Annotated in this window: 18 protein-coding genes; 8 read left to right on the top strand and 10 right to left on the bottom strand. The window is 44.0% G+C overall.

Features of this window, described 5'->3' with window-relative positions:
• Positions 1-53: 53 nt before the first annotated feature.
• From ALT761_RS07750 to ALT761_RS07740, 3 genes are all read right to left on the bottom strand, one after another.
• Entirely contained in the window at positions 54-1,214 is a 1,161-nt protein-coding gene (locus ALT761_RS07750; protein ID WP_129737772.1) for an MFS transporter, read from the bottom strand.
• 653 nt (positions 1,215-1,867) lie between these two features.
• Entirely contained in the window at positions 1,868-2,401 is a 534-nt protein-coding gene (locus ALT761_RS07745; RefSeq protein WP_129737770.1) for an SRPBCC family protein, read from the bottom strand.
• A gap of 44 nt (positions 2,402-2,445) precedes the next feature.
• Positions 2,446-3,417 carry a nucleoside hydrolase gene (locus ALT761_RS07740; RefSeq protein ID WP_129737768.1) on the bottom strand — a complete coding sequence of 324 codons (972 nt, stop codon included), beginning with the start codon at positions 3,415-3,417 and terminating at the stop codon, positions 2,446-2,448.
• A gap of 222 nt (positions 3,418-3,639) precedes the next feature.
• Here ALT761_RS07740 and glgC point away from each other — a divergent pair, with 222 nt between their 5' ends.
• On the top strand, positions 3,640-4,914 hold the full coding sequence (gene glgC, locus ALT761_RS07735; protein ID WP_129737766.1) for a glucose-1-phosphate adenylyltransferase: 1,275 nt from the start codon (positions 3,640-3,642) through the stop codon (positions 4,912-4,914).
• Between the two features lie 3 nt (positions 4,915-4,917).
• Here the strand turns inward: glgC and ALT761_RS07730 are convergent, their stop codons facing one another.
• Positions 4,918-5,721, bottom strand: coding sequence for an alpha/beta fold hydrolase (locus tag ALT761_RS07730; protein ID WP_129737764.1), 804 nt, complete (start codon positions 5,719-5,721; stop codon positions 4,918-4,920).
• A gap of 122 nt (positions 5,722-5,843) precedes the next feature.
• On the bottom strand, positions 5,844-7,163 hold the full coding sequence (locus tag ALT761_RS07725) for a spinster family MFS transporter (RefSeq protein ID WP_126873697.1): 1,320 nt from the start codon (positions 7,161-7,163) through the stop codon (positions 5,844-5,846).
• 170 nt (positions 7,164-7,333) lie between these two features.
• On the opposite strand from ALT761_RS07725, the gene ALT761_RS07720 reads away from it, so the two are divergent.
• Positions 7,334-8,149 (top strand): acyl-CoA thioesterase, encoded by an 816-nt coding sequence (locus ALT761_RS07720; RefSeq protein ID WP_126873698.1) that lies wholly within the window; start codon positions 7,334-7,336, stop codon positions 8,147-8,149.
• A gap of 104 nt (positions 8,150-8,253) precedes the next feature.
• Here ALT761_RS07720 and ALT761_RS07715 read toward each other — a convergent pair whose 3' ends face one another.
• On the bottom strand, positions 8,254-9,099 hold the full coding sequence (locus ALT761_RS07715) for an HDOD domain-containing protein (protein ID WP_129737762.1): 846 nt from the start codon (positions 9,097-9,099) through the stop codon (positions 8,254-8,256).
• 349 nt (positions 9,100-9,448) lie between these two features.
• Between ALT761_RS07715 and ALT761_RS07710 the strand changes: the two genes are divergently transcribed.
• Positions 9,449-10,840: a glycosyltransferase gene (locus tag ALT761_RS07710; RefSeq protein WP_232043560.1), complete on the top strand. Its 1,392-nt coding sequence runs from the start codon at positions 9,449-9,451 to the stop codon at positions 10,838-10,840.
• Here the strand turns inward: ALT761_RS07710 and ALT761_RS07705 are convergent.
• Positions 10,835-11,239, bottom strand: a complete 405-nt coding sequence (locus ALT761_RS07705; RefSeq protein WP_129737760.1) for a SufE family protein — start codon at positions 11,237-11,239, stop codon at positions 10,835-10,837. The genes ALT761_RS07710 and ALT761_RS07705 overlap by 6 nt on opposite strands.
• Before the next feature lie 60 nt (positions 11,240-11,299).
• Complete coding sequence (locus tag ALT761_RS07700) at positions 11,300-11,704, bottom strand: DUF2750 domain-containing protein (RefSeq protein ID WP_013784533.1); 405 nt, start codon at positions 11,702-11,704, stop codon at positions 11,300-11,302.
• 279 nt (positions 11,705-11,983) lie between these two features.
• Between ALT761_RS07700 and ALT761_RS07695 the strand changes: the two genes are divergently transcribed.
• Genes ALT761_RS07695 through ALT761_RS07685 form a run of 3 tightly spaced genes read left to right on the top strand, consistent with a single transcriptional unit; the run spans position 11,984 to position 14,194 of the window.
• Positions 11,984-12,661 (top strand): hypothetical protein, encoded by a 678-nt coding sequence (locus tag ALT761_RS07695; protein ID WP_129737758.1) that lies wholly within the window; start codon positions 11,984-11,986, stop codon positions 12,659-12,661.
• A 49-nt stretch (positions 12,662-12,710) separates the two neighbouring features.
• On the top strand, positions 12,711-13,520 hold the full coding sequence (gene xthA, locus ALT761_RS07690; RefSeq protein WP_129737756.1) for an exodeoxyribonuclease III: 810 nt from the start codon (positions 12,711-12,713) through the stop codon (positions 13,518-13,520).
• A gap of 32 nt (positions 13,521-13,552) precedes the next feature.
• Positions 13,553-14,194: an energy-coupling factor ABC transporter permease gene (locus ALT761_RS07685; RefSeq protein ID WP_129737754.1), complete on the top strand. Its 642-nt coding sequence runs from the start codon at positions 13,553-13,555 to the stop codon at positions 14,192-14,194.
• A 585-nt stretch (positions 14,195-14,779) separates the two neighbouring features.
• Here ALT761_RS07685 and ALT761_RS07680 read toward each other — a convergent pair.
• Positions 14,780-15,346: a phosphoribosyltransferase gene (locus tag ALT761_RS07680; RefSeq protein ID WP_013784537.1), complete on the bottom strand. Its 567-nt coding sequence runs from the start codon at positions 15,344-15,346 to the stop codon at positions 14,780-14,782.
• Between the two features lie 76 nt (positions 15,347-15,422).
• Positions 15,423-16,637, bottom strand: coding sequence for a lipoprotein-releasing ABC transporter permease subunit (locus tag ALT761_RS07675; RefSeq protein ID WP_129737752.1), 1,215 nt, complete (start codon positions 16,635-16,637; stop codon positions 15,423-15,425).
• A gap of 107 nt (positions 16,638-16,744) precedes the next feature.
• Between ALT761_RS07675 and ALT761_RS07670 the strand changes: the two genes are divergently transcribed.
• Entirely contained in the window at positions 16,745-17,344 is a 600-nt protein-coding gene (locus ALT761_RS07670; protein WP_129740587.1) for a PilZ domain-containing protein, read from the top strand.
• 99 nt (positions 17,345-17,443) lie between these two features.
• Positions 17,444-20,962 (top strand): transcription-repair coupling factor, encoded by a 3,519-nt coding sequence (gene mfd, locus ALT761_RS07665; protein ID WP_129737750.1) that lies wholly within the window; start codon positions 17,444-17,446, stop codon positions 20,960-20,962.
• Position 20,963 lies beyond the last annotated feature (1 nt).

Here is a 20,963-nt window from a genome sequence, read left to right as displayed (position 1 = left end):
GGCTTTAGAAATGCAATCACAGTAGTTCGCACAGCGCTTTACCTCCTCTGTTCTTATTTTTCTTTTGGTAACATAAGCGTAGTACAAATTGCCACAGCCAGCATTGCTGCCATAATATACACTACTGAAAAGTCGATAAATGACGATACAATCGCGTATAAGCCACCAAAGCTAAGCAATATAAGGCCTATAGCCGTATTTGAAAAACCAACTAATTCAGTTCTGTCTTGTCCATCTTTAATATCTAGGCTGTAAGTTTTGCGCCCTGTTCGCACGCCAGCATGAGCGATTGATAGAATAAAAAACAAACCTGCAGACATCCACAAACTTTCAGGCTGCATAGCAAGTAAACCAATACAGGCTATGAGTGCCAAGCCCCCTGACAATTGCAGGGTAAATCGAGCACTCTTATCTGCAATTTTCCCCCAAAGAAACGAAGAAAGCATTGACGCAAGGGCTTGTGCGGCAAGATAAAAAGGAAGTAAAGACTGAGCATTTTGAGAACTTTCCAACATGAAATATGGCGCCACTAGCGCAGAATGAACGAACAGCCCCCGCACAAAAACGAACCGATATACCGTATTGTCAAAACGCCAATTAAACAACGACTTATTTTGAGACTTTTCTATTTCAACATGAGTTTTTATCGAAAACATTAAAAACAGCGTGATACAAAATGCAAGTGCTGACGATGCAAGCAGGATAAAGACTGAATAGCCTTCAAGCTCTTCTTTAAAATACACGAGAGGAACTGCGGCGCACAATGTCATCACACCGGAAGCCGTGGATGCTAAACCAACTAACTTGCCTCGTTCACCTTTTTGACTGACATCTGCTTCCATGTCTTTTACGGTAAGAGAGCTAGCAGAACGGCCTAAACTTAAAAACACAAGCGATGCGAGTATAATTAACCCCGCCACAGAACCTTCAGTGACAAGCGCAGCAGCTAACATGGTACATATTGCTGAGATTTGTATGGCCATACCGAGCCGCCAGACATGGTGTCTAGCGCTTTTCTTTCGTAAATAGACACCAATTAATGCTTGCGGCAACAATGCCCCAGATTCGCGAATTGGCACCAACCACATCACCATCCAACTTGGAGCTCCTAGGGAGATTAGTAGTGCAGGTAATGTGGTTTTTGCAGATGCTAATAAGTCGGCTAATTTATTAAAAGCTAGACCTATTATTAAGCGACGTTTGTTTCCCAGCATGTCCATTCCCAAGATGTGTTAACACAATCACGATTAGTGCTTATCTATAAGCCCGACGCCAACCACTTCAGCTTTACTTAACAGACTTTATACTAAAGCAACTCAAAACTCGATCATGCAGTGTTTAAGGGTAATATATCGCACTAACCCTCTGAATAATCTTACCAATTAGGCGAATCTAAACCCCAAAACTTATCGAGACACCCATCATAAAAATCAAACGACCTAAGCATGGGTGTCTTGATAACCGCACTTTGATAAACGCACTATTTGCTGCGAAACCATGGGTGTCTCTGTAAAACAGTATAGATGTACAAAATAACGTGGGTGTCCTGGTTACTCTGGTTACTCACCATGGGTGTCTTGATATCGCCTTTTATTATTGCTAAACATGGGTGTCTCTATAACGGATGATTAATGCTTCAAAACAAGGGTGTCTTGATAACGCCTTATATTATTTCTAAACGTGGGTGTCTCTGTAACATCAATAACATCAGCTAGCGGCACTAAAAAGTCACTTGTTTAATTTTCTACCGCCGAAAATGAAAAAAGCCGAGTTCGCTTCGGAAAATATCCATATAAGCGAACTCGGCTTAGTCTGTAGTGAAGATCATTTGGCGCTTTGGCGCTAAGGTAAAATCTAGGCTAAATTACTACCCTTTATTTTCTACAACAGTTTTCAAATTTTCTAATCCCATTTCGAAATCTGGCCCAATCATGCCATCCATCATAAGTACGAAGTAGCGGCTGATAATATTGTTACCAACGTCGCCGGAGTCAACCCATGTTACTTTGGTAGCCTCACCTGCGGGCGATATTACCAATGAACCTGTCGAACCCATTTCCCATTCAGGAAAAGCCAATGAGTAAACTACCTTTTTATTGTGTTCTAAATCGGTAATTTTCATCTCCCCATTGCCTTCCGTCACGCTTTTCCAAGATGACATCATTCCAATAGCTCTATCTGGTCCGGAGTAATCGATTTCCATACTAGGGTCCCGTTGAAACCAAACGCCCCAGTTTTGCCATGCCCGTAAATCGACGACATCGGGATAAATTTCTTCAGGTTGCGCATTAATCAAAATACTTCTTTCAACTTTATATTGCTTTGGCAGGAACAGCCCAACCACAACCACCAAACCAATCAGTAAGCCCACACCTAAAACTATCTTCTTTAAAACTGCCATCTAAAACTCCATGATAATCACATAGGATTAGAAATATATAACAATTATTTAACAAATGGCACTGGTGATTGACAAAACTCTCCACTTAAATAATGAATTACCATTTCGCGAACATAATCAGCATCAACACTTGCCACCCAAGAGATTGAGCTCCCTGATTTGCCACAGAGGTATGTATGACCAGCATTCGGCGTGGTTGTGCTTACTGCAACCTGACCGGTTTCAATACGTAACTTTTCTTCTGGCAACGCTAAGATACAAGTAGAAAGAATATCCCATAAAAAATACGTAAATTCATAAGATGGAATAGACGTTACCGTAGACGCCCAGAATTGACCAGATAGGTCTGATACTGGCGTATTTTTTACCGCAAGCTGCCGCAAGAAATCCCAACTAACTGGCAAATCGTTTGTGGCATCTAAAGGCACCAATAGCAGGTCTACGCCACTAACTACCAATGCTTTGGTCGCCTTAGGGTCCCAATATGCATTCCACTCTGCTGAACCGTCATGATCATGCATAGCCACATTGCCTTTAACCTTCACCGCACCACCCATCCACACTACCTTTTGTACATTATCTACCAGGTCTGGATTTTGGGTTAACGCGGCGGCTAAGTTAGTTGCAGGGCCAGTCATTAACACGGTGACAGGCTCAGCAGCATGAGCTAATGCACTTTGCATCCATTCATGAGCGGCCTTGGTTTCTACTTTCACTTCATCATGAGACGTACGCAACATCAAAGGTGTAGCATGGCACATTTTAGGCTGAGCCCGCCATTCAGGCGGAAACGGATTTGGGCCGGTTAACTGCCCTACACTCACGGGAATATGAGTGTTCCCTGTCAATGTTAGAATTTTACGAGTGCTAAGCAAAGCATCATCAGGATAACAGTCGGCCGGCGTAATAGTGACACCCACCACATCAATATTAGGCAAACGCAGTAAAAGTATTAACGATAATAAATCGTCAATACCACCATCGTGGTCAAAGATAACTGGGGTAGTAGAAGACATAAAAAATCCCTTAAGAAAAAAATAACGTTTTTTTTACATAGTTCAGTAAAACGCCGTGGCTTTATATTTATTCTTGTGTAATATGAAGTTAGGTTATCATAAAACCTAATTTTTAAGGGCAATATTCTACTTACTACGCCCTAGTGCTATCGGTATGAATTACGGTTTTTACACATTCATCGACACCGCAAAATTGTGTCTCAAAAAATGGAGAACGAGGACATGGCAGATCAGAGTTCACGCTATATTAGTAATCTGACTCGCGATACCTACGCACTTATATTAGCTGGAGGAAGGGGATCACGTTTACACGAACTAACAACGTGGCGCGCAAAACCTGCACTCTATTTTGGCGGTAAGTTTAGAATTATCGATTTTCCGCTATCCAATTGTATTAATTCAGGCATTAGGCGTGTTGGCGTAGTAACCCAGTACAAGTCTCATTCATTAATAAGACATTTAGTACGCGGCTGGGGTCACTTCAAGAAAGAACTTGGCGAGTCAGTAGAAATACTACCGGCTTCTCAGCGATTTTCGGATAGCTGGTATGAAGGTACCGCCGATGCAGTATTCCAAAATATCGACATTATTCGAGACGAACTCCCCAAGTACGTAATGATTTTATCTGGCGACCATATCTATCGCATGGATTACGGTACTATGCTAGCTCGTCATGTTGAAAGTGGCGCAAAAATGACCGTTTCATGTATGTCGGTGCCTATCGAAGAAGCTGCCGGTTCATTTGGTGTGATGTCGGTTGACGAAAACTTCCGTATTAACGGTTTTGCAGAAAAACCTGAGCATCCGGCTCCCCTACCTGGCGATGATACCCGCTGCCTAGCATCAATGGGCAACTATGTTTTCGATACTGAATTTCTTTTCGAACAATTACGAAGAGACGCTGAAACCTCTGGCTCACAGCGTGATTTTGGTAAAGATATTATTCCGTCGATTATCAAAGATCATCCCGTGTATGCGTTTGAATTTGAAAGCACCGGTGGTGGCGATGCCTATTGGCGAGATGTAGGTACCATTGATTCATTTTGGGAAGCCAATATGGAGATGGTTGCGCCGGTTCCACAGCTTAATTTGTACGATCAGAAGTGGCCTATCTGGACCTACCAAGAACAATTACCGCCTGCAAAATTTGTGTGGGAAGATCACGACAGACGCGGTGAAGCGATTAATTCGGTTGTGTCTGGCGGTTGTATCATTTCTGGTTCAACCCTTCGCGGTACCATTTGCTTCTCTAACGTAAGAGTGCACTCGTACGGGCTTATAGAAGATGCGGTAATTTTACCTGATGTAGAAATCATGCGTCATTGTAAACTAAGAAAAGTACTGCTAGATAGAGGCTGTGTTATTCCAGAAGGCACCGTTATCGGCTACAACCACGATGACGATAGAGCACGAGGATTCCGTGTTTCAGAAAAAGGCGTGGTGTTAGTTACAAGAGAAATGCTAGGCCAACCTGTTGGCGGCCTATCTCCCAACTAATAGCTAGTTATTCCATTTTGAAATAGTGGTTGATATGAGTTCAGCCACTGCTTCAGGATGTTCTAGCGGAAACATATGGCCACCTTTAAATTCAGTATGGTCAATGTTGTTATGCTGAATTAACCTTTCGTACATAGCCGGTCTGCACACGGCACCATCTTTAGCCGTTACCAGCAATGCCGGGCACTTCAGTTTACCTTTATACTTACCTAAATTGTGCGGTACATTGCGAAATAGCGACGCTTCTACCTCGGCTTTAAATGTTAGCGATGTCAGCTCACCTTTAGTGTGGGTTACATGCTTTACATAATCACGAATACACCGCTTATCCATATTACGAAACAGCGCTTTTCCTTGAAAATACGCTTCCATATCAGTATGAGATGGCCATTGCGTATTTCGCGTTTCAGCTAGCTTTGCTGGGGTTAATTTATTAATTAACGGTGTCTTCTTTGCAAAGCGAAAAAAGTAACTCATGGGCCCCATCACTAACGGAGGATCAAGCATGATAAGCCCACGAAATAAGCTGGGCTCTTCGCAGGCTGCCATGTATGAAATCACCGCACCAAAAGAATGCCCTACCGCATAAACACCTCTACTGTCGGTGTTTTCGGCTTTTATGTGTTTAATGAGCTCATTAACTTGATTGCGCCAATTCGCATTTACTGGCAATTGAGGGTCGTGACCAAACCGGTCAACATGAAGACGATGAAAGTGCTCAGGTAATGAAGAAAAAAGCGCGTTATAACTACCTGCAGGAAATCCATTTGCATGGGCAAAGTGAAAACTTATATCGGTTTTCGACAATGAAATACTCCTTCACGAAAAGCGGTACCAAAGCTATACGTACCGATAGCAAAGCGGGAAAAGTAAGGGCTGGTAAACCAGCCCTTAATTAAAACAACATGTTATTTATGAAGAAGATAGTACTACAGCCCTCTCGACTCTGCCATCTCCCAATCTTTAACAATTTTAGTACTGGTCCATAAGAACACGATAATAGAAAGCGCATAAGGCACAATCAAATACAGTAAAGATTGACGAAGCGCTTCAACTTCACCCAACGACGGCACTAACGCTTGGCTTATAATACCGGTAATCGTTGGCCCGCCGCCCAATGCAATTATATTCAGTACAAAGAAAAACAATGCAGTAGACATAGCGCGAACATTGATAGGTGCAAGGGTTTGCGCCATGGCAAAGCTTGGGCCTAAATAGGAACCACTGGTGAAGAGTAAGAACGTCATTAAGCCTACTGACAACCATAAGTCGTTAACTTGAAGCGAAAAATACAACGCTGGTACGCCAATGATTAGCGCAATAGCAGGTAGCAACGCATACGCTTTCTTATTTTGCTTACCCCATCTATCGGCAATATAGCCACCCAGCCACACGCCTAACGCATAAGCAGAGCCATTGATAATACCGAACGCAATAAGCAACTGCGTTATATCTAGACCTGCAAAGGCACGTACATAATAATCGATGATCCATGTTGAAATGGCGTAGTTACCGAACGAACCAAAAGAAATGCCTAACGCCATTCCCCACCACGTTGGAATCTTCAATAAAGTTTTGAGTGACGCTGAAACACTGGGCTTTTCAGCGTCATCGGTTTGTACTGACTCGGTGCGTTTTGGCTCTTTTACCGTAAACTTGAGTAGTAGCGCTAGTATTACGCCTGGTAACCCCACACTAATCATTACGGTACGCCAATCAGCGGAACCACCTTGTAGGAAAAATGCAGAAGCAAAGAATGCCAACATTACGCCAAACGGAATACCCAATGAGTACACCGCCAATGCGCCAGCACGTTTTTCTTTAGGAAATAGGTCGGAAATAATACTGTGTGAAGGTGGGCTACCACCTGCTTCACCAATGCCCACACCAATTCTAGCCAGCGCCAGTTGGGTGTAGTTCATGGCAAGCCCCGAAGCAGCGGTAAATCCACTCCATAGGGTGAGCGAGATAGCAATGATATTCACGCGACTATAGCGATCGGCAAGCCACGCAATAGGAATGCCCACCACGGTATAAAGAATGGCGAAATATACCCCCTTTAACAAGCCTAACTGCGCGTCATCTAAACCCAAATCAGCTTTAATGAATGGAGAAAGGATGCCTATGATCTGTCTATCAATAAAATTAAATGCGTAAACCAGCGTTAGTATCACTAACACATAATTTCTGTAGGCGCGGGACGTATCCGCTTTCTCTACTGGTGCCGTTTGAACCTGACTATGGGCCATATCATTCCCTTTAAATTCAATGAAAACTCAGTCTACGCGGCAGGTTAAAAGATTGACAACTTATTGTTACTTATTTGTAAATATAAAAAGGAATGTTAGCCTAGGCTTTCTGTTAGCTTGAGCTTAAGGTAGGATATCAGCACCCTTACTCATCAGACCAGACAAACACCATGACGGTAGACGAGCTTTTAACTCTTTCTTCATTAGAGGCACTTTCTGAAAATCAGTGGAAAGTAGATAACCTCATTATTCCCAGCAATTGGGCGCAAGGGCGTACAGCATTCGGCGGTATTTCAGCAGGCATGGCGTACAGCGCTATTCGTCAAAAAGTCAGTGAAGAACGCGTGCTGCGTTCATTTACCACTAACTTTGTAGGTCCACTTTCGCCAGATACGCCATTTTCAATTGAAGTAACCTTGTTGCGTGAGGGCAAAAACGTTTCTCAATATACCGCTCATGCGAAGCAAAACGGAAAAAGCTGTGTATTCGTGCAAGCCTGCTTTGGTATTGGCAGAAAATCAGGCATTAAAGTAGAAAACCAAGACACCCATGACATGCCTACTCCCACCAAAGGCAAGTTCATACCGCAAATTCCAAAGGTTACCCCTAAGTTTTTGCGTCATTTCGATTTAGCCATCGATAAGGGAGGCATTCCCTTCACCCGCAAAAAGACCAGCGTTTACCACGGGCACATGCGTTTCAAAAAGCCACCCGCGAAGATCACAGATGCACACATCATTACCATGATTGATGCTTGGCCGCCCACGCTGTTACAAATGATGAAGTTGCCTGCCCCAGCAAGTACTGTTAGTTGGAATTTAGAATTTATCCACCCGCATAAGCAGGTAGACCCTACAGACTGGTTTGCTTACCAAGCGCATACCCGTCAGGCAGAAGATGGCTATGGGCATACTGAAGCCACTATTTGGGATAAAGACAACGAAGTTGTTGCTATAAGTCGCCAGACCGTGGCAATTTTTGATTAGGTATTAGGTCGCGATGTTTGAAGAGCGACTTAGACTTAGCTAGAAAGGCACTAAAATTAGATACTAAAAAGGGCGTACTGCATAAATGAGTACGCCCTTTTTCGTTAATAAAGCATAAACGCGTTAGGGTTGAACAGGGAAATAACTGAAATACACTGCAAGTTGGTAATATCCAATGCATCTTCTAAATCGTCGCGATTAAGCGATAGGCTCTCGTGCAATTCAGGTTTTAAGTTATTGTAGCTAGGATAAATTTCTGAATTCACGTTATCTAAAGCCAAAACGTATGACAACTGCAAGATCTGCTCTTCAATATCAGATTGATTGCGTTTATCGCCGTGTATATTTGCAATAGGCTTATAGATTGTTTCAGGGATACCCCACTCTTTGATGATCCCCGCAGACACATTCGTAAATGTGTAGCCCAAAACACCAGCCTGTAATTCAGCAGGACTAACTCTTGCGTTAAACGCCTGACAACGTTTCGCGCTATCTGGCAACATGTCCACGACAACCAGCTCACCAATATTATGCAGTAAGCCAGCAACAAATAAGCGTTCCGGTTCTCTGATATTTCGCATTTCAGCAAAATACTTTGCTAACAGACCGCAAGAGACACTTTGCTCCCAAAATTTATCTAAGTCGATAACTTGGCCATCTATTTCTTTGAACGCTTGGCTAACACCAAATGCAAGTGCTAGATCGTACGTAGAGCGTGTACCCACTACTTGTAGCGCTTTAGTGATGGTGTCTATTTTATTTGGAAAACGGTACAAGGCCGAGTTTGCCACTCTTAATAGCTGTGTAGCTAACGCAGGGTCAAAAGAGATGATGTCGGCAATATCGTCAATATTAGATGCTCCATCATCCATGCACGCTTTTAAACGCGTTACCGAGTCGGGCAGCACAAACAACGTACTCGCGTTACTGATAATATCTTGTAGGGTCATTTAGGTGTACGCTCCTGATATAACCTACTCTATTTAGAAGAGGGTATCTCGCCATCAAGCCTTAAAATAAATACGGTAACTATAAAACATGATTGGCTTTTTCACTACTAGCTACATTATAGCGCGATTATTTAGCCTAGCTAATTAGAATTCATTATCTTTCGTATAGTATGCGATAAATTACATTACATTTTATTCAGTCCCAATAGGGGTTCCCCCATAATAGCAGGAGATTTTAAGCATTTTTATCGGCGGTAGAGTTTCATTTTCTTTATTTCCTGCTGTGCTACTATTTCGCGCTTTACACATTTAAGCACAGGCAACTATGTCAGAGGGAATGTTACAAGGCATGTCACAAGGAATGTCAGGAGGAATGTCACAAGGCGTAATGCAGGTTGTAGTCATTGGCTACGTGTGGCCTGAACCCAATTCCTCCGCAGCGGGTCAAAATATGCTGGCCTTAATTAATCAGTTTCTAAGCTACGGCCATAATGTCACTTTCATGACCGCAGCAGCTGACAGTACCCATAAAGCTGACCTAGATAATATAGGCGTAAGCAGTGAAGCAGTTGCCCTTAACTGCAGCAGCTTTAATGAGCGAATTGAGAAACTATCGCCTAATGTGGTTATTTTCGACAGATATATGACCGAAGAACAGTTTTCTTGGCGAGTAAAAGACGCCTGTCCTTCAGCTATTCGCATTTTAAACACCGAAGACCTGCACAGTTTACGACAAGCTAGGCACGATGCCGTTAAAGCACACGACAATGCACTGCGAGCATCAAAAGAAACTGCCGCCACTCCTGTTGTATCGCACATTGCCAGCGCCGCGAAAGAGGCTGACTGCAATACGCCTTTAGCCCAGCGGGAAATTGCTGCTATTTTACGCTGCGACCTTACGTTGGTCATTTCTCGCACAGAGTACGCACTGCTTACCGATTATTACCACGTTCCCGCAAAACAGCTTTATTACCATCCGCTTAATCTCGCGACGGTAACTGACAAGGCTCCAGATTTTGAAAAACGCACCGACATTGTCACTATTGGCAATTTTCGACATGCGCCAAATTGGGATGCCGTCTTGCAGCTAAAGCAAACTGTTTGGCCTGCTATTAGAAAGGTGCTCCCTCAAGCAAATTTACATATTTATGGGGCCTACCCACCTAAAAAGGCAACGCAATTACATAACCCCAAAACTGGATTTTACGTAGATGGCTGGGCTGAAAATGCACACGATGTGATTGCTAACGCTAAGCTTCTTATAGCGCCGCTGCGCTTTGGTGCAGGTATTAAAGGCAAAATACTAGAAGCTATGCGATGTGGTACCCCTACCCTTACAACCTGGGTTGGCGCTGAAGGTATTGCTGAAAAAATGTCCCCCATAACACCATTCGCGGTAAGTTCTTCGTTGAAGAGTACAGAAGCAACAGAGAACAGTGCTACGCAGCCTGCATGGGGAGGCGCAATTTGCGATACCGCAGAAGACTTCGCGAAGCACGCCGCTAGGCTTTACAACAGCGAAGAGAGTTGGTCGTTAGCAAGTAAGTTAGGGTTAGCCTTGTATCACGATTTTGAAAATGACAACGAGAGTGAAACCTTGGCAGAACGAGTTGCCATTATAGCTTCAGATGTAAATGCCCACCGCAAGGCCTTGTTTTTACAAGGGCTGCTATGGCATCAAACCTTGAATGCGAGTAAATACATGTCGCAGTGGATTGAAGCTAAAAACCAAAACTTATAGCGTATTTAAGCGGCGCAATACACTTAAAATACCATTGCCTCTGGATTGGCTTAAATGGCGCTGCAAATTACACGCGTTCATGTATTGCTCAAAATCGTACGCCTTTCTTTGTTCATCTGAAAGGCTATTTGCTTTTTCTAGAAGTACCGCCAGTACGCCTCGAATAATCTTACTGGGTGAATAGGCGGCAATAACAAGCTCGCCCAAAGGCTGTGAAGGTGTGCACGCTACCCACACTTTACTTTCACAACCCGGTACCAATGAGTCTTCTGTGCGTGCCGACTCAGGTAAAGTCAACAACCGCTTGCCAGCCAGCATTATGGCGCGAGTGGCGCCATCCCAGCCTTTAGCCGTAGCCACGGTTTGCCCCAAAGGCAACAATTGGGTAGATTCTGTCATCGTTATGAGGTTACAGCGTTGTAGTTCATATTAATGTTTTCAGAAAACTGAGCCCAACAGCTAGGCACTAGCATCTGCACTAAATTCTGCGCTTAGCTCTTCTGCCGTCATCACTAAATTTTCGGCATCGGCAGAGGTAGGAAACATAACCAATTCCACCCCATTTTTAGTTAAACCAGGTAACCACGTTTCGGTAAACTCATCAAATGGCACTGCCACACACGTACCTGTAATTTGATTCTCGTCCAACCACGCCTGCGCTAAGTTATTGTGAGGAAAAACGGGTAGTCGAGTGATGTCGTTGTCTTCCAGCATGACAAAGCCTTCTGTACCTTGGATTAGCCAAATTTCTTTCGCTTTAGGTACGTAGCTGATCACTAGCATTTGTCGGTCTTCAGCAGACAAATTTTTAGCTTGCGCTAGCACAGTATCATTTAGGGTGGCTGTTACAGTATCTGGAAACACAAAAATTACCTTATATTTAAGAGGCGCCGATAAGAGGCGCTAAGTATACCCTTTGCAAGCTTCTCCGCCAAATAGCAAAGCCTCTTTAATCTTGTAAATTCAAGTTGAAAACATTCCCTACGGCTAATATTATTGCGAGCAATTTTGTGTAGTGTTGCCTAAGTCTTAAGCTGAGGGTTCAAAACGCACTCCACATGCTTCTTGTATGTTAGCAATCTGCATTTCATGGTAGTACATTACATCTGCCTTTCTTTCAAAAAACGCAAAGCTTAAAACTTCATGCAGAACTTATTTAGCGACCTAAAAGCAAAAACTTACAACAAACATGACGAGCTAGAACAAAGCACGCCTTTTGCGCTTTTTCATAATATGGTGGAGTGTAACGACAGTGAAGCTCATGAAGCTCACCGGGGAAATTACCTTAACGTACTTTGCGTTATGCGAGAATTCCACCAGCGTTGCAAGTTAGTCATTAACGATGCGACTGAGAAATACCCTACTCTTCAGGCTTTAGCAAATCAGTTTGAAACCCAAGCAGTGATAACGGCGCTTAATAACGACTTAGCAGAGCTGAATTCAATCAGCGCCCAGTGTACTAGTGAATTGCAAAACGTTGACTTACCTAATTTTGAAACTCCACTTTCTGCTACCATTTCTGCGATGTATGTATGGTTAGGCTCATCGATGGGCGCCAATATTATCAGCCGCAGGCTTGAAAAGGCAGGGTTCGGTTTTCCTACACATTACTACCAATCCATGGCAAAACAGGCCAAAGCTTGGCCCGAATTTAAGCAAGAAGTAGTACGTATATTACCCCTAATAATTGAAGGGGCGGATGTTGGGAACCAAAACAGTGAAACGTTAAGCGTGGCTATTATCAACGATGCGAACCTTTGGTTTGATCATCTTATATCGCTAGGAAAAAGTACAAATTTGCCACCACAAACATTAAGTTAAACCCAGCATTCTGTTAGTATTCATTAATTCGTTTTTTTAAGAAGTTCTTATGAAAGTAATCTCATTTAATATCAATGGCATTCGCGCCCGCCTTCACCAACTTCAAGCATTAATAGATGCACATCAACCTGACATTATTGGCCTGCAGGAAATAAAAGTTCACAACGAACAGTTTCCTGTCGAAGCAGTTGAAGCGATGGGTTACCACGTTTATTTTCATGGTCAAAAGAGTCATTACGGTGTTGCATTTTTAGCGAAAAAAGAGCCAGAGTCTGTGCTTATGGGCTTTCCCACTGATGATGAAGATGCGCAGCGTCGCATGATCATATTGAAAACCACTGACAACGACGGCCAGCCAGTAACGGTATTAAATGGTTACTTCCCACAAGGCGAAAACGAAAAGCACGAAACTAAATACCCCGCAAAACGTAAGTTCTATAAAGATCTAATGACTTATCTAGACACCCACCATACTCCAGATGAAAATGTCATTGTGATGGGCGATGTGAACATCTCTCATACCGATTTAGATATTGGCATTGGCGAAGAAAACAAAAAACGCTGGTTGCGCACGGGCAAGTGTAGCTTTTTACCCGAAGAAAGAGTGTGGTTGAACACACTAATGGATTGGGGATTTGAAGACAGCTTTAGAACCTTGAACCCTGACACTACCGACAGGTACTCGTGGTTCGATTATCGTTCAAAAGGTTTTAATGATAATCGTGGTCTTCGTATTGATCTTATTCTGGCTACCCCTTCTATGCACAAACGATTGAGTGATGCCGGAATAGACTATGAACTTCGCGGCATTGAAAAGCCGTCAGATCATGCGCCTATTTGGGCTACTTACAGTAAATAAGAAATCTACAGTAGATAAATAACGGAGAGTACGTGACAACGCTACAGTGGCTTGGCCTAGCTTTATATTGTTTAACCCTAGTTGGCGTTATTAAACAAATTTCTGTTGTAGGCCTAATGGGTGATAAACACCAACAGCACCTGTTATTTGGTAGCGCTGCCGCGTTGTTCGCTTTTTGGATCTTCAAAGTGGGAATTTTTGAAGGGCTAGACGTACATTTTGTAGGTTTGAGTGTGGTCACACTTATGCTCGGGTTTCGTTACGCCATTCTGGCCGGCACCCTCGCGTTATTAGGTGCTACCGCCGCTGGTTTTGCACAGTGGCACACCATTGGTGTAAATGGCGTATTAGGGGTTATGCTGCCTGTCGCGGTAACCTACTTGGTATATTTAGTGTCTTTTCACCATCTACCCCGCCAACTTTTCGTTTATATTTTTGTGTGCGCTTTCTTTCCAGGCGCACTCAGCATTGCTCTTAAAACCGGCGCACTTGCGGGTTATTATTTTGTTGATGACATTTATACGTGGGATGTTATTTACGATAATTTTGTACTTCTCATTCCACTTTTGGTCTTTCCAGAAGCCTTACTCAACGGAATGGCCATCACCTTACTTGTTATCTATCAACCCACTTGGGTTTACACCTTCCACGATAAGTTTTATTTCGATAACTAAGCAGTAACTAAACAAGACACCCATGTTTTTTCGTCTCACCATTAACGAGACACCCATCATTTGCACTCAAGTAAATTACATGGACACCCACGCTTGTAACCCGAGCGTTATGAAGACACCCACCTTTAAACCTTGATGAATTATCTGAGCACCCACCCTAATTCATAAACTCCTTACGGAGACACCCATGTTTTTTCAAAATCAAAGTTATGAACAGATTTATGAAGACACCCACGTTTGCAGCCTTAAATATAACCAAGAGCATCCACCTTATAGTGATAAGCATAAACATGGGTGTCTTGATAAGAGAATGTCGAAATAACATGGGTGTCTTGATAAGAGAATGATAAGAGAGAAACTAAACAAGACACCCATGTTTTTTCGTCTCAGCATTAACGAGACCCCCATCATTGCACTCAAGTAAATTACATGGACACCCACGTTTGCAGCCTTAAATATAACCAAGAGCATTCACCTTATAGTGATAAGCATAAAGATGGGTGTCTTGATAAAAGCTAGGCATAAAAAAACCGCCTGGTTGGCGGTTTTAATATGGGTGTCTTTGTAAAAGCTAGCGTGTTGCGCTTACTTTTTATCGAATAAGATATCCATAACGTCGGCTAGTTCGCCTTTGCCTTCACGAATTTCTTCTTCGCTTAACCCAGCGATTTCGTGTGGGAACACTAACCACTCGTCACTTTCGTTAACGTAGTAGTCAGGCACTATGTCAGTAGTGTTGTTCTGAGGTTTGTACCAAGGGCATGCAATACGAATATCTTTTGGCATATTCAAACGCATTAGTTTGCGAATTTGCTGAATAAGCGCATCAACACTGCGGCCCGAATCAAAAACATCATCAACAATAAGTAGCTTATGTTCAGCGTCAGCGTTTTCCACTAAGTAGTGTAAACCGTGAACACGAATTTCTTTAGATTGCTTATTAATGCCATAGTAAGAAGAAGTACGCACCGCAATGTGGTCGGTAGAATAGTCTTTAAACTCAAAAAATTCTTGTACCGCTATGCCGATAGGTGCACCACCGCGCCAAATACCAATGATGAAATCGGGGCGAAACCCGTCATCATACACCTTTGCTGCTAAACGAAAGGAATCCTGAAGCAACGCTTGCGAGGTGATAAAATTCTTGTTCATGACGTCTCACTGGCCGAAATTTAAAGACCGCGATTATAGTGAATTTTGCCGCAATTTGCACGGCAATTTCACTAACTTATTCGTTTTGAAGTGCTTGCGAAGGTTGGGTTTTCATGGCACGCCTAGCAGGGTAAATACTCGCTACAATACAAAGCAACAATGAAAATAGGGTCACAAAAACTATTTGCAGCCAGTGCATATCAATCGGTAACCCCTGCCCATCTGACGACAACGCAATTGGCACATTCAGTAAACTCATAATTGGATTGAGCAATAAAGTGATTGCCACACCAGCCACCAATCCAATACCCGCGCCTTTCACGCCATTAAACAATCCGTTTAAAACAAATACCGTCATAATGGTGCCAGGCAGCATACCTTGGGTTTGCAGTACTGCAATGTCGCCTTGTTTTTCAGACACCACCATCACTAACGATGAAACCAAATTAAACGCTGCCACGGCTATAATTAATAGCAGCATTAAGAACATCATATTCTTTTCCATTTTTACCGCATCGAACAAAGGGCCTTGGCGCTCACGCCATGTACGTACAGGCAAATCAGCCTCAACAATAGGCTTTAGCGTGTCTTGATACAAAAAAGCATCGTCTAAAAATAATCGAGTAGCTGTATTCTTGCCTGAAACATCTCGCAATAATCGGTTCACATCATCAAGCTGCATATAAATAACTTTGTCATCCATTTGCGAGCCCATATCGAATACGCCTGAAATAGTGACCAACCGTTGGCTTGGCATTCTACCAAATGGTGTGTAAACACTAGCGCCAGCCACCATTACCCGAAGTTTGTCACCAGCCCGCACATTCAACTGTATAGACAACGCCCTGCCAATAATGGCGTTATAGCTACCTGCCGTTAGGCTCGCAAAATCGCCCTGCTGCATTTCGTGAGCAACCATGGTGTGCTGCACCATGCTGTCTGCTTGCACACCATGTAACTGTACACCACGTAAATCGGAACGAGATTGCACTACCGCTTCAGCTTCTCTAAACGGCATGCTCGCCACCACATTGGGCAAGCCCATTACAAAGCTATCTTCAACAGGCGCATTAATTTCAATATGCGGCACAATACCCAAAATGCGCTGTTTTAACTGTGCTTCAAAGCCGTTCATTACTGACAGCACAATAATAAGCGCCGTTAGGCCAAGGGCAATACCGGCTACTGAAAAGCGATTGATAAAGGAAACAAAGCTATTTTGGCTAGACGACTGCGCCGGGCCAGATTTCGCATACCGATAAGCAATAAAAGCGGGAAGAGGAAAGTACATAATGCGCGCTTAGTCCAAAGGTGTGATGACGGGGCAATCTCAAAATAGTAAAGTGCGTATACTACGTGTAAGCTACTGGCCGTACAAGATAAGTGGCGGGAGATATGATGGAAAACCTAAGCCTAGAAGAAAAAAAAGCCCAGTTCGATGAGTATTTCTCTATTCAGCACAACGTTAACATTAACGTGAAGCCACTTGCTGAAGGTGAATCCGTACCTTCTGAAGCGGGTTTAGAGCAAGCCATGCCCTATGCATTTCGCGTAGCGAGCGAAATGGCCAGCATTGAAGCTCAAGCACTTCGCCCGTTGCGCCATTTAAGCGACCATGCTGAATCGTTGGCGGAATACTTAAATCACCAAGCTCGTAAAATAGATTTGATGATGTCATTTATTTTGCACCAGCAAGATGAACCAGATCATCGTTTTAGCACAATAAAGCTCGGTGGCGGGGGCGTAATTATTAAAAGCTCAACCGCCATGAACATCGGCAGCCAAGCTGAACTCAAATTATTTCTTGATACTGAAGCGGCCGCTATATTTTGCTACGGGGAAGTTATTACTTGCGAGAACGTCGAGGATGACTACCATATAGCTTTTGTTTTCAATAGCATCCGAGAGCAAGACCAAGAATTACTTGTTCGAGCCAGCTTGCATTTGCAAACGCAGCAACTTAAAAAGCGCGCGCAAGACAAGGCTTCCGGAGCCTGACGCTATAATAAAAGTCAGAGAATAAAAGCCGGAAAACCAAAGCTCGAATACAAAAGCCCAGCAACACACTTAAACCGAATAAGTAGTTTATAGGACGACATGACAGCAACTCTTTTATCTTTGCCTTTGCCGACCCAGAAAAAATCCGCCTCTGTGCAAGACCACAAGCAATGGGGTCAGTTACAAGGCAGCAGCGCCGCACTGTGCATTACTCAAGCACAAGCCCAATACAATGGCCCTATTGTGCTGGTGACCGCCGACACTCCATCGGCGCTAAAACTAGAAAAAGAGCTGGCGTTCTTTATGCCTGGCGGCGCCTCTGGTGATAAAAGCGGTGAAACCAACGTCCCTATTACAGTGTTCCCCGATTGGGAAACCCTGCCCTACGATTCGTTTTCGCCGCATCAAGATATTGTCTCGCAGCGTTTAGAAACCTTATACCGCTTCACCCAGCAGGTAAATGGCATTTTCATTGTGCCGGTGAATACGTTAATGCAACGTTTGGCACCTACCGATTACCTCGCTAAATACTTGTTGATGCTGAACAAGGGAGACACCCTTGATAGAGACCAATTCAGGCGAAACCTAGAACAAGCGGGCTATTTGCACGTTAGTCAGGTGATGAGCCACAGTGAATTTTCGGTGCGCGGTAGTATTATCGATTTATTCCCCATGGGCAGCGACAAGCCGTTTCGTATTGATTTGTTCGATGACGAAGTAGACTCTATTCGCTTTTTCGATACCGAAACCCAGCGCTCTGGCGATGCGGTTGAAAAAATAAAGTTGCTACCAGCACGGGAATTCCCTACCGATAAAGAATCTATCACCCTTTTCCGTCAGCGCTTTTTAGAAAAGTTCGATGCCAACAACGCCTCAGAGTCGGTGTTTTCTCAAGTAACTAAAGGCACCATGCCTAGTGGTGTTGAATATTACTTGCCGTTGTTTTTTGATAAAACCGCTACCTTATTCGATTACCTGCACCCTAAAAGTGTGTTGTTGTTACACGGTGATGTACAAGATGCCAGCGAGTTTTTCTGGGCAGACATTCAAGAACGTTACGAACAGCACAGATACAACCCAGCAAGGCCATTGCTGCCACCTGAAGATTTATTCTTACCAATCAATACCTTGTTTGGTGAAATTAAACAGTGGCCGCGGGTAACTTTGACCAAAGACGTGATTGAAGAAAAGCCGGGCAGCTTTAACTTAGGCTGCGACAAGCTTGACGACATTGCTATAAACACCCAAAAGAAAGTACCCGCAGAACAATTAATTGCCACGGTGAACAATGCCAAAAAGCGCGGTGCCAAGGTACTGTTTTGCGCTGAAACCCAAGGCCGCCGTGAAGGGCTACTTACCGTTTTACAAAAGGCGGGCATTAAGCCTAAAGCGGCGGAATCGTTCAATACCTTTGTTAGTGCCAGCGACACCATCGGTATTACCGTGGGCATGGTTGAAAATAGCTTCAACTGGCGAAGTGACAGTGGCGAACTGCTATTTATCACCGAAACCGAGCTATTAGGTCATAAGGTTAGCCAACGTAGACGCCGAGACAAACGCTCCGCCACTGACGAAAGTGCCATTATTCGTAACTTGGCCGAGCTTACCACCGGCCAACCCGTGGTACATTTAGATCATGGTGTAGGCCGTTATATTGGCATGCAAACCCTAGACGCTGGCGGCGTTACCACCGAATACTTATGCATTGAATACGCTAAACAGGCCAAGCTTTATGTACCTGTCGCGTCGTTACACTTTATTTCTCGTTATACCGGCGGCGATGCCGATCATGCACCGCTTAACTCGTTAGGTTCAGATGCATGGAGCAAAGCAAAACAAAAAGCGGCTGAAAAAGTACGCGACGTTGCCGCTGAACTGCTTGATGTATACGCACGTCGTGCCGCTAAACCTGGCTTTGCGTACAATATTGAGTGGGACGAATATCAAAAATTTGCCGACAGCTTCCCGTTTGAAGAAACGCCAGACCAAGCCCAAGCCATTGCTGCCGTTATTCACGACATGGGCAGCCCGCACGCTATGGACAGACTGGTATGTGGCGACGTAGGCTTCGGTAAAACCGAAGTGGCCATGCGCGCAGCATTTTTAGCTGCAAACCAAGGCAAACAAGTGGCTATTTTGGTGCCCACCACCCTACTTGCCCAACAGCATCATGAAAACTTTAAAGATCGCTTTGCCGCATGGCCGTTTGAAATTGAAGTGATGAGCCGCTTTATTAGCGCCAAGGGCCAGAAAGAAACCATGCAGCGCCTTAGCGAAGGCAAAGTAGACATTGTAGTAGGTACGCACAAGCTATTGTCGAACGATATTAAATTCAAAGATTTAGGCTTGCTGATCATCGATGAAGAGCACCGTTTCGGGGTTCGACAAAAAGAGAAGCTAAAATCGCTTCGCGCCGACGTAGATATTCTTACCCTTACCGCTACGCCAATTCCTCGTACATTGAATATGGCCATGTCGGGCATGCGTGATTTATCGATAATCGCCACTGCGCCAGCAAGACGCTTATCGATTAAAACCTTTGTACAGCAGCGTAATAAGGCCACTATTCGTGAAGCCATAATGCGTGAAATTTTACGTGGTGGGCAGGTGTACTTCCTTCATAACGAAGTAGATACCATTGCCAGAACCGCTGAAGAAATTGCCGAAATTGTACCTGAAGCACGTATTGCCATGGGTCACGGCCAAATGCGCGAACGTGAACTTGAAGGTGTGATGAGCGACTTCTACCACCAGCGCTACAACGTACTGGTGTGTACCACCATTATTGAAACCGGTATTGATGTGCCAAGCGCCAATACCATTATTATGGACAGAGCCGATCATTTAGGCCTTGCCCAATTGCACCAATTGCGTGGTCGTGTGGGTCGCTCACACCACCAGGCTTACGCGTATTTATTAACACCGCACCCTAAACGCATGACCAAAGATGCGGCGAAACGATTAGATGCTATATCGAAATTGGAAGATTTGGGTGCAGGCTTTGCGCTAGCCACCCACGACCTTGAAATTCGTGGTGCAGGTGAATTATTAGGCGACGACCAATCTGGGCAAATTGCCAGCATAGGTTTCAGCCTTTACATGGACATGCTAGATAGAGCGGTAACATCGCTGAAAGAAGGTAAAGAGCCTTCGCTAGACGATGCCATGGCAGACCACACCGAAGTAGAGCTTCGCATTCCTGCACTACTGCCAGATGACTATATTGCCGATGTAAACACCAGGCTTTCGTTATATAAACGCTTAGCCAGCTGTAAAAACCAAGACGACATAGACGAATTCCAAGTAGAATGTATCGACCGCTTTGGTTTGTTACCAGAACCGGCGAAAAACTTAGTAGAAGTAGCGGAAATAAAAATAAAAGCAGAAGCCATAGGCGTGCTTAAAGTAGACTTGTCATCACAAGGCGGTACCATAGAGTTTACAGATACCACCAAGGTTGACCCTGGCTATATTATTAAGCTGGTACAAACCAAGCCAAATACCTTCAAATTTGAAGGCAGCCAGAAACTACGATTAGTAAAACAGACTGATACTGCAAAAGCGCGTATTGCGTTTATTAGCGATATCATTGCCGACCTTGCAAAGGAGTCGCGATAAC

It is taken from the genome of Alteromonas sp. 76-1 (genome assembly GCF_900654235.1).
GTDB lineage: Bacteria > Pseudomonadota > Gammaproteobacteria > Enterobacterales > Alteromonadaceae > Alteromonas > Alteromonas naphthalenivorans.
The sequence above is the reverse complement of the archived record's forward strand: the minus strand, read 5'-3'. Positions and strand labels throughout refer to the sequence as shown.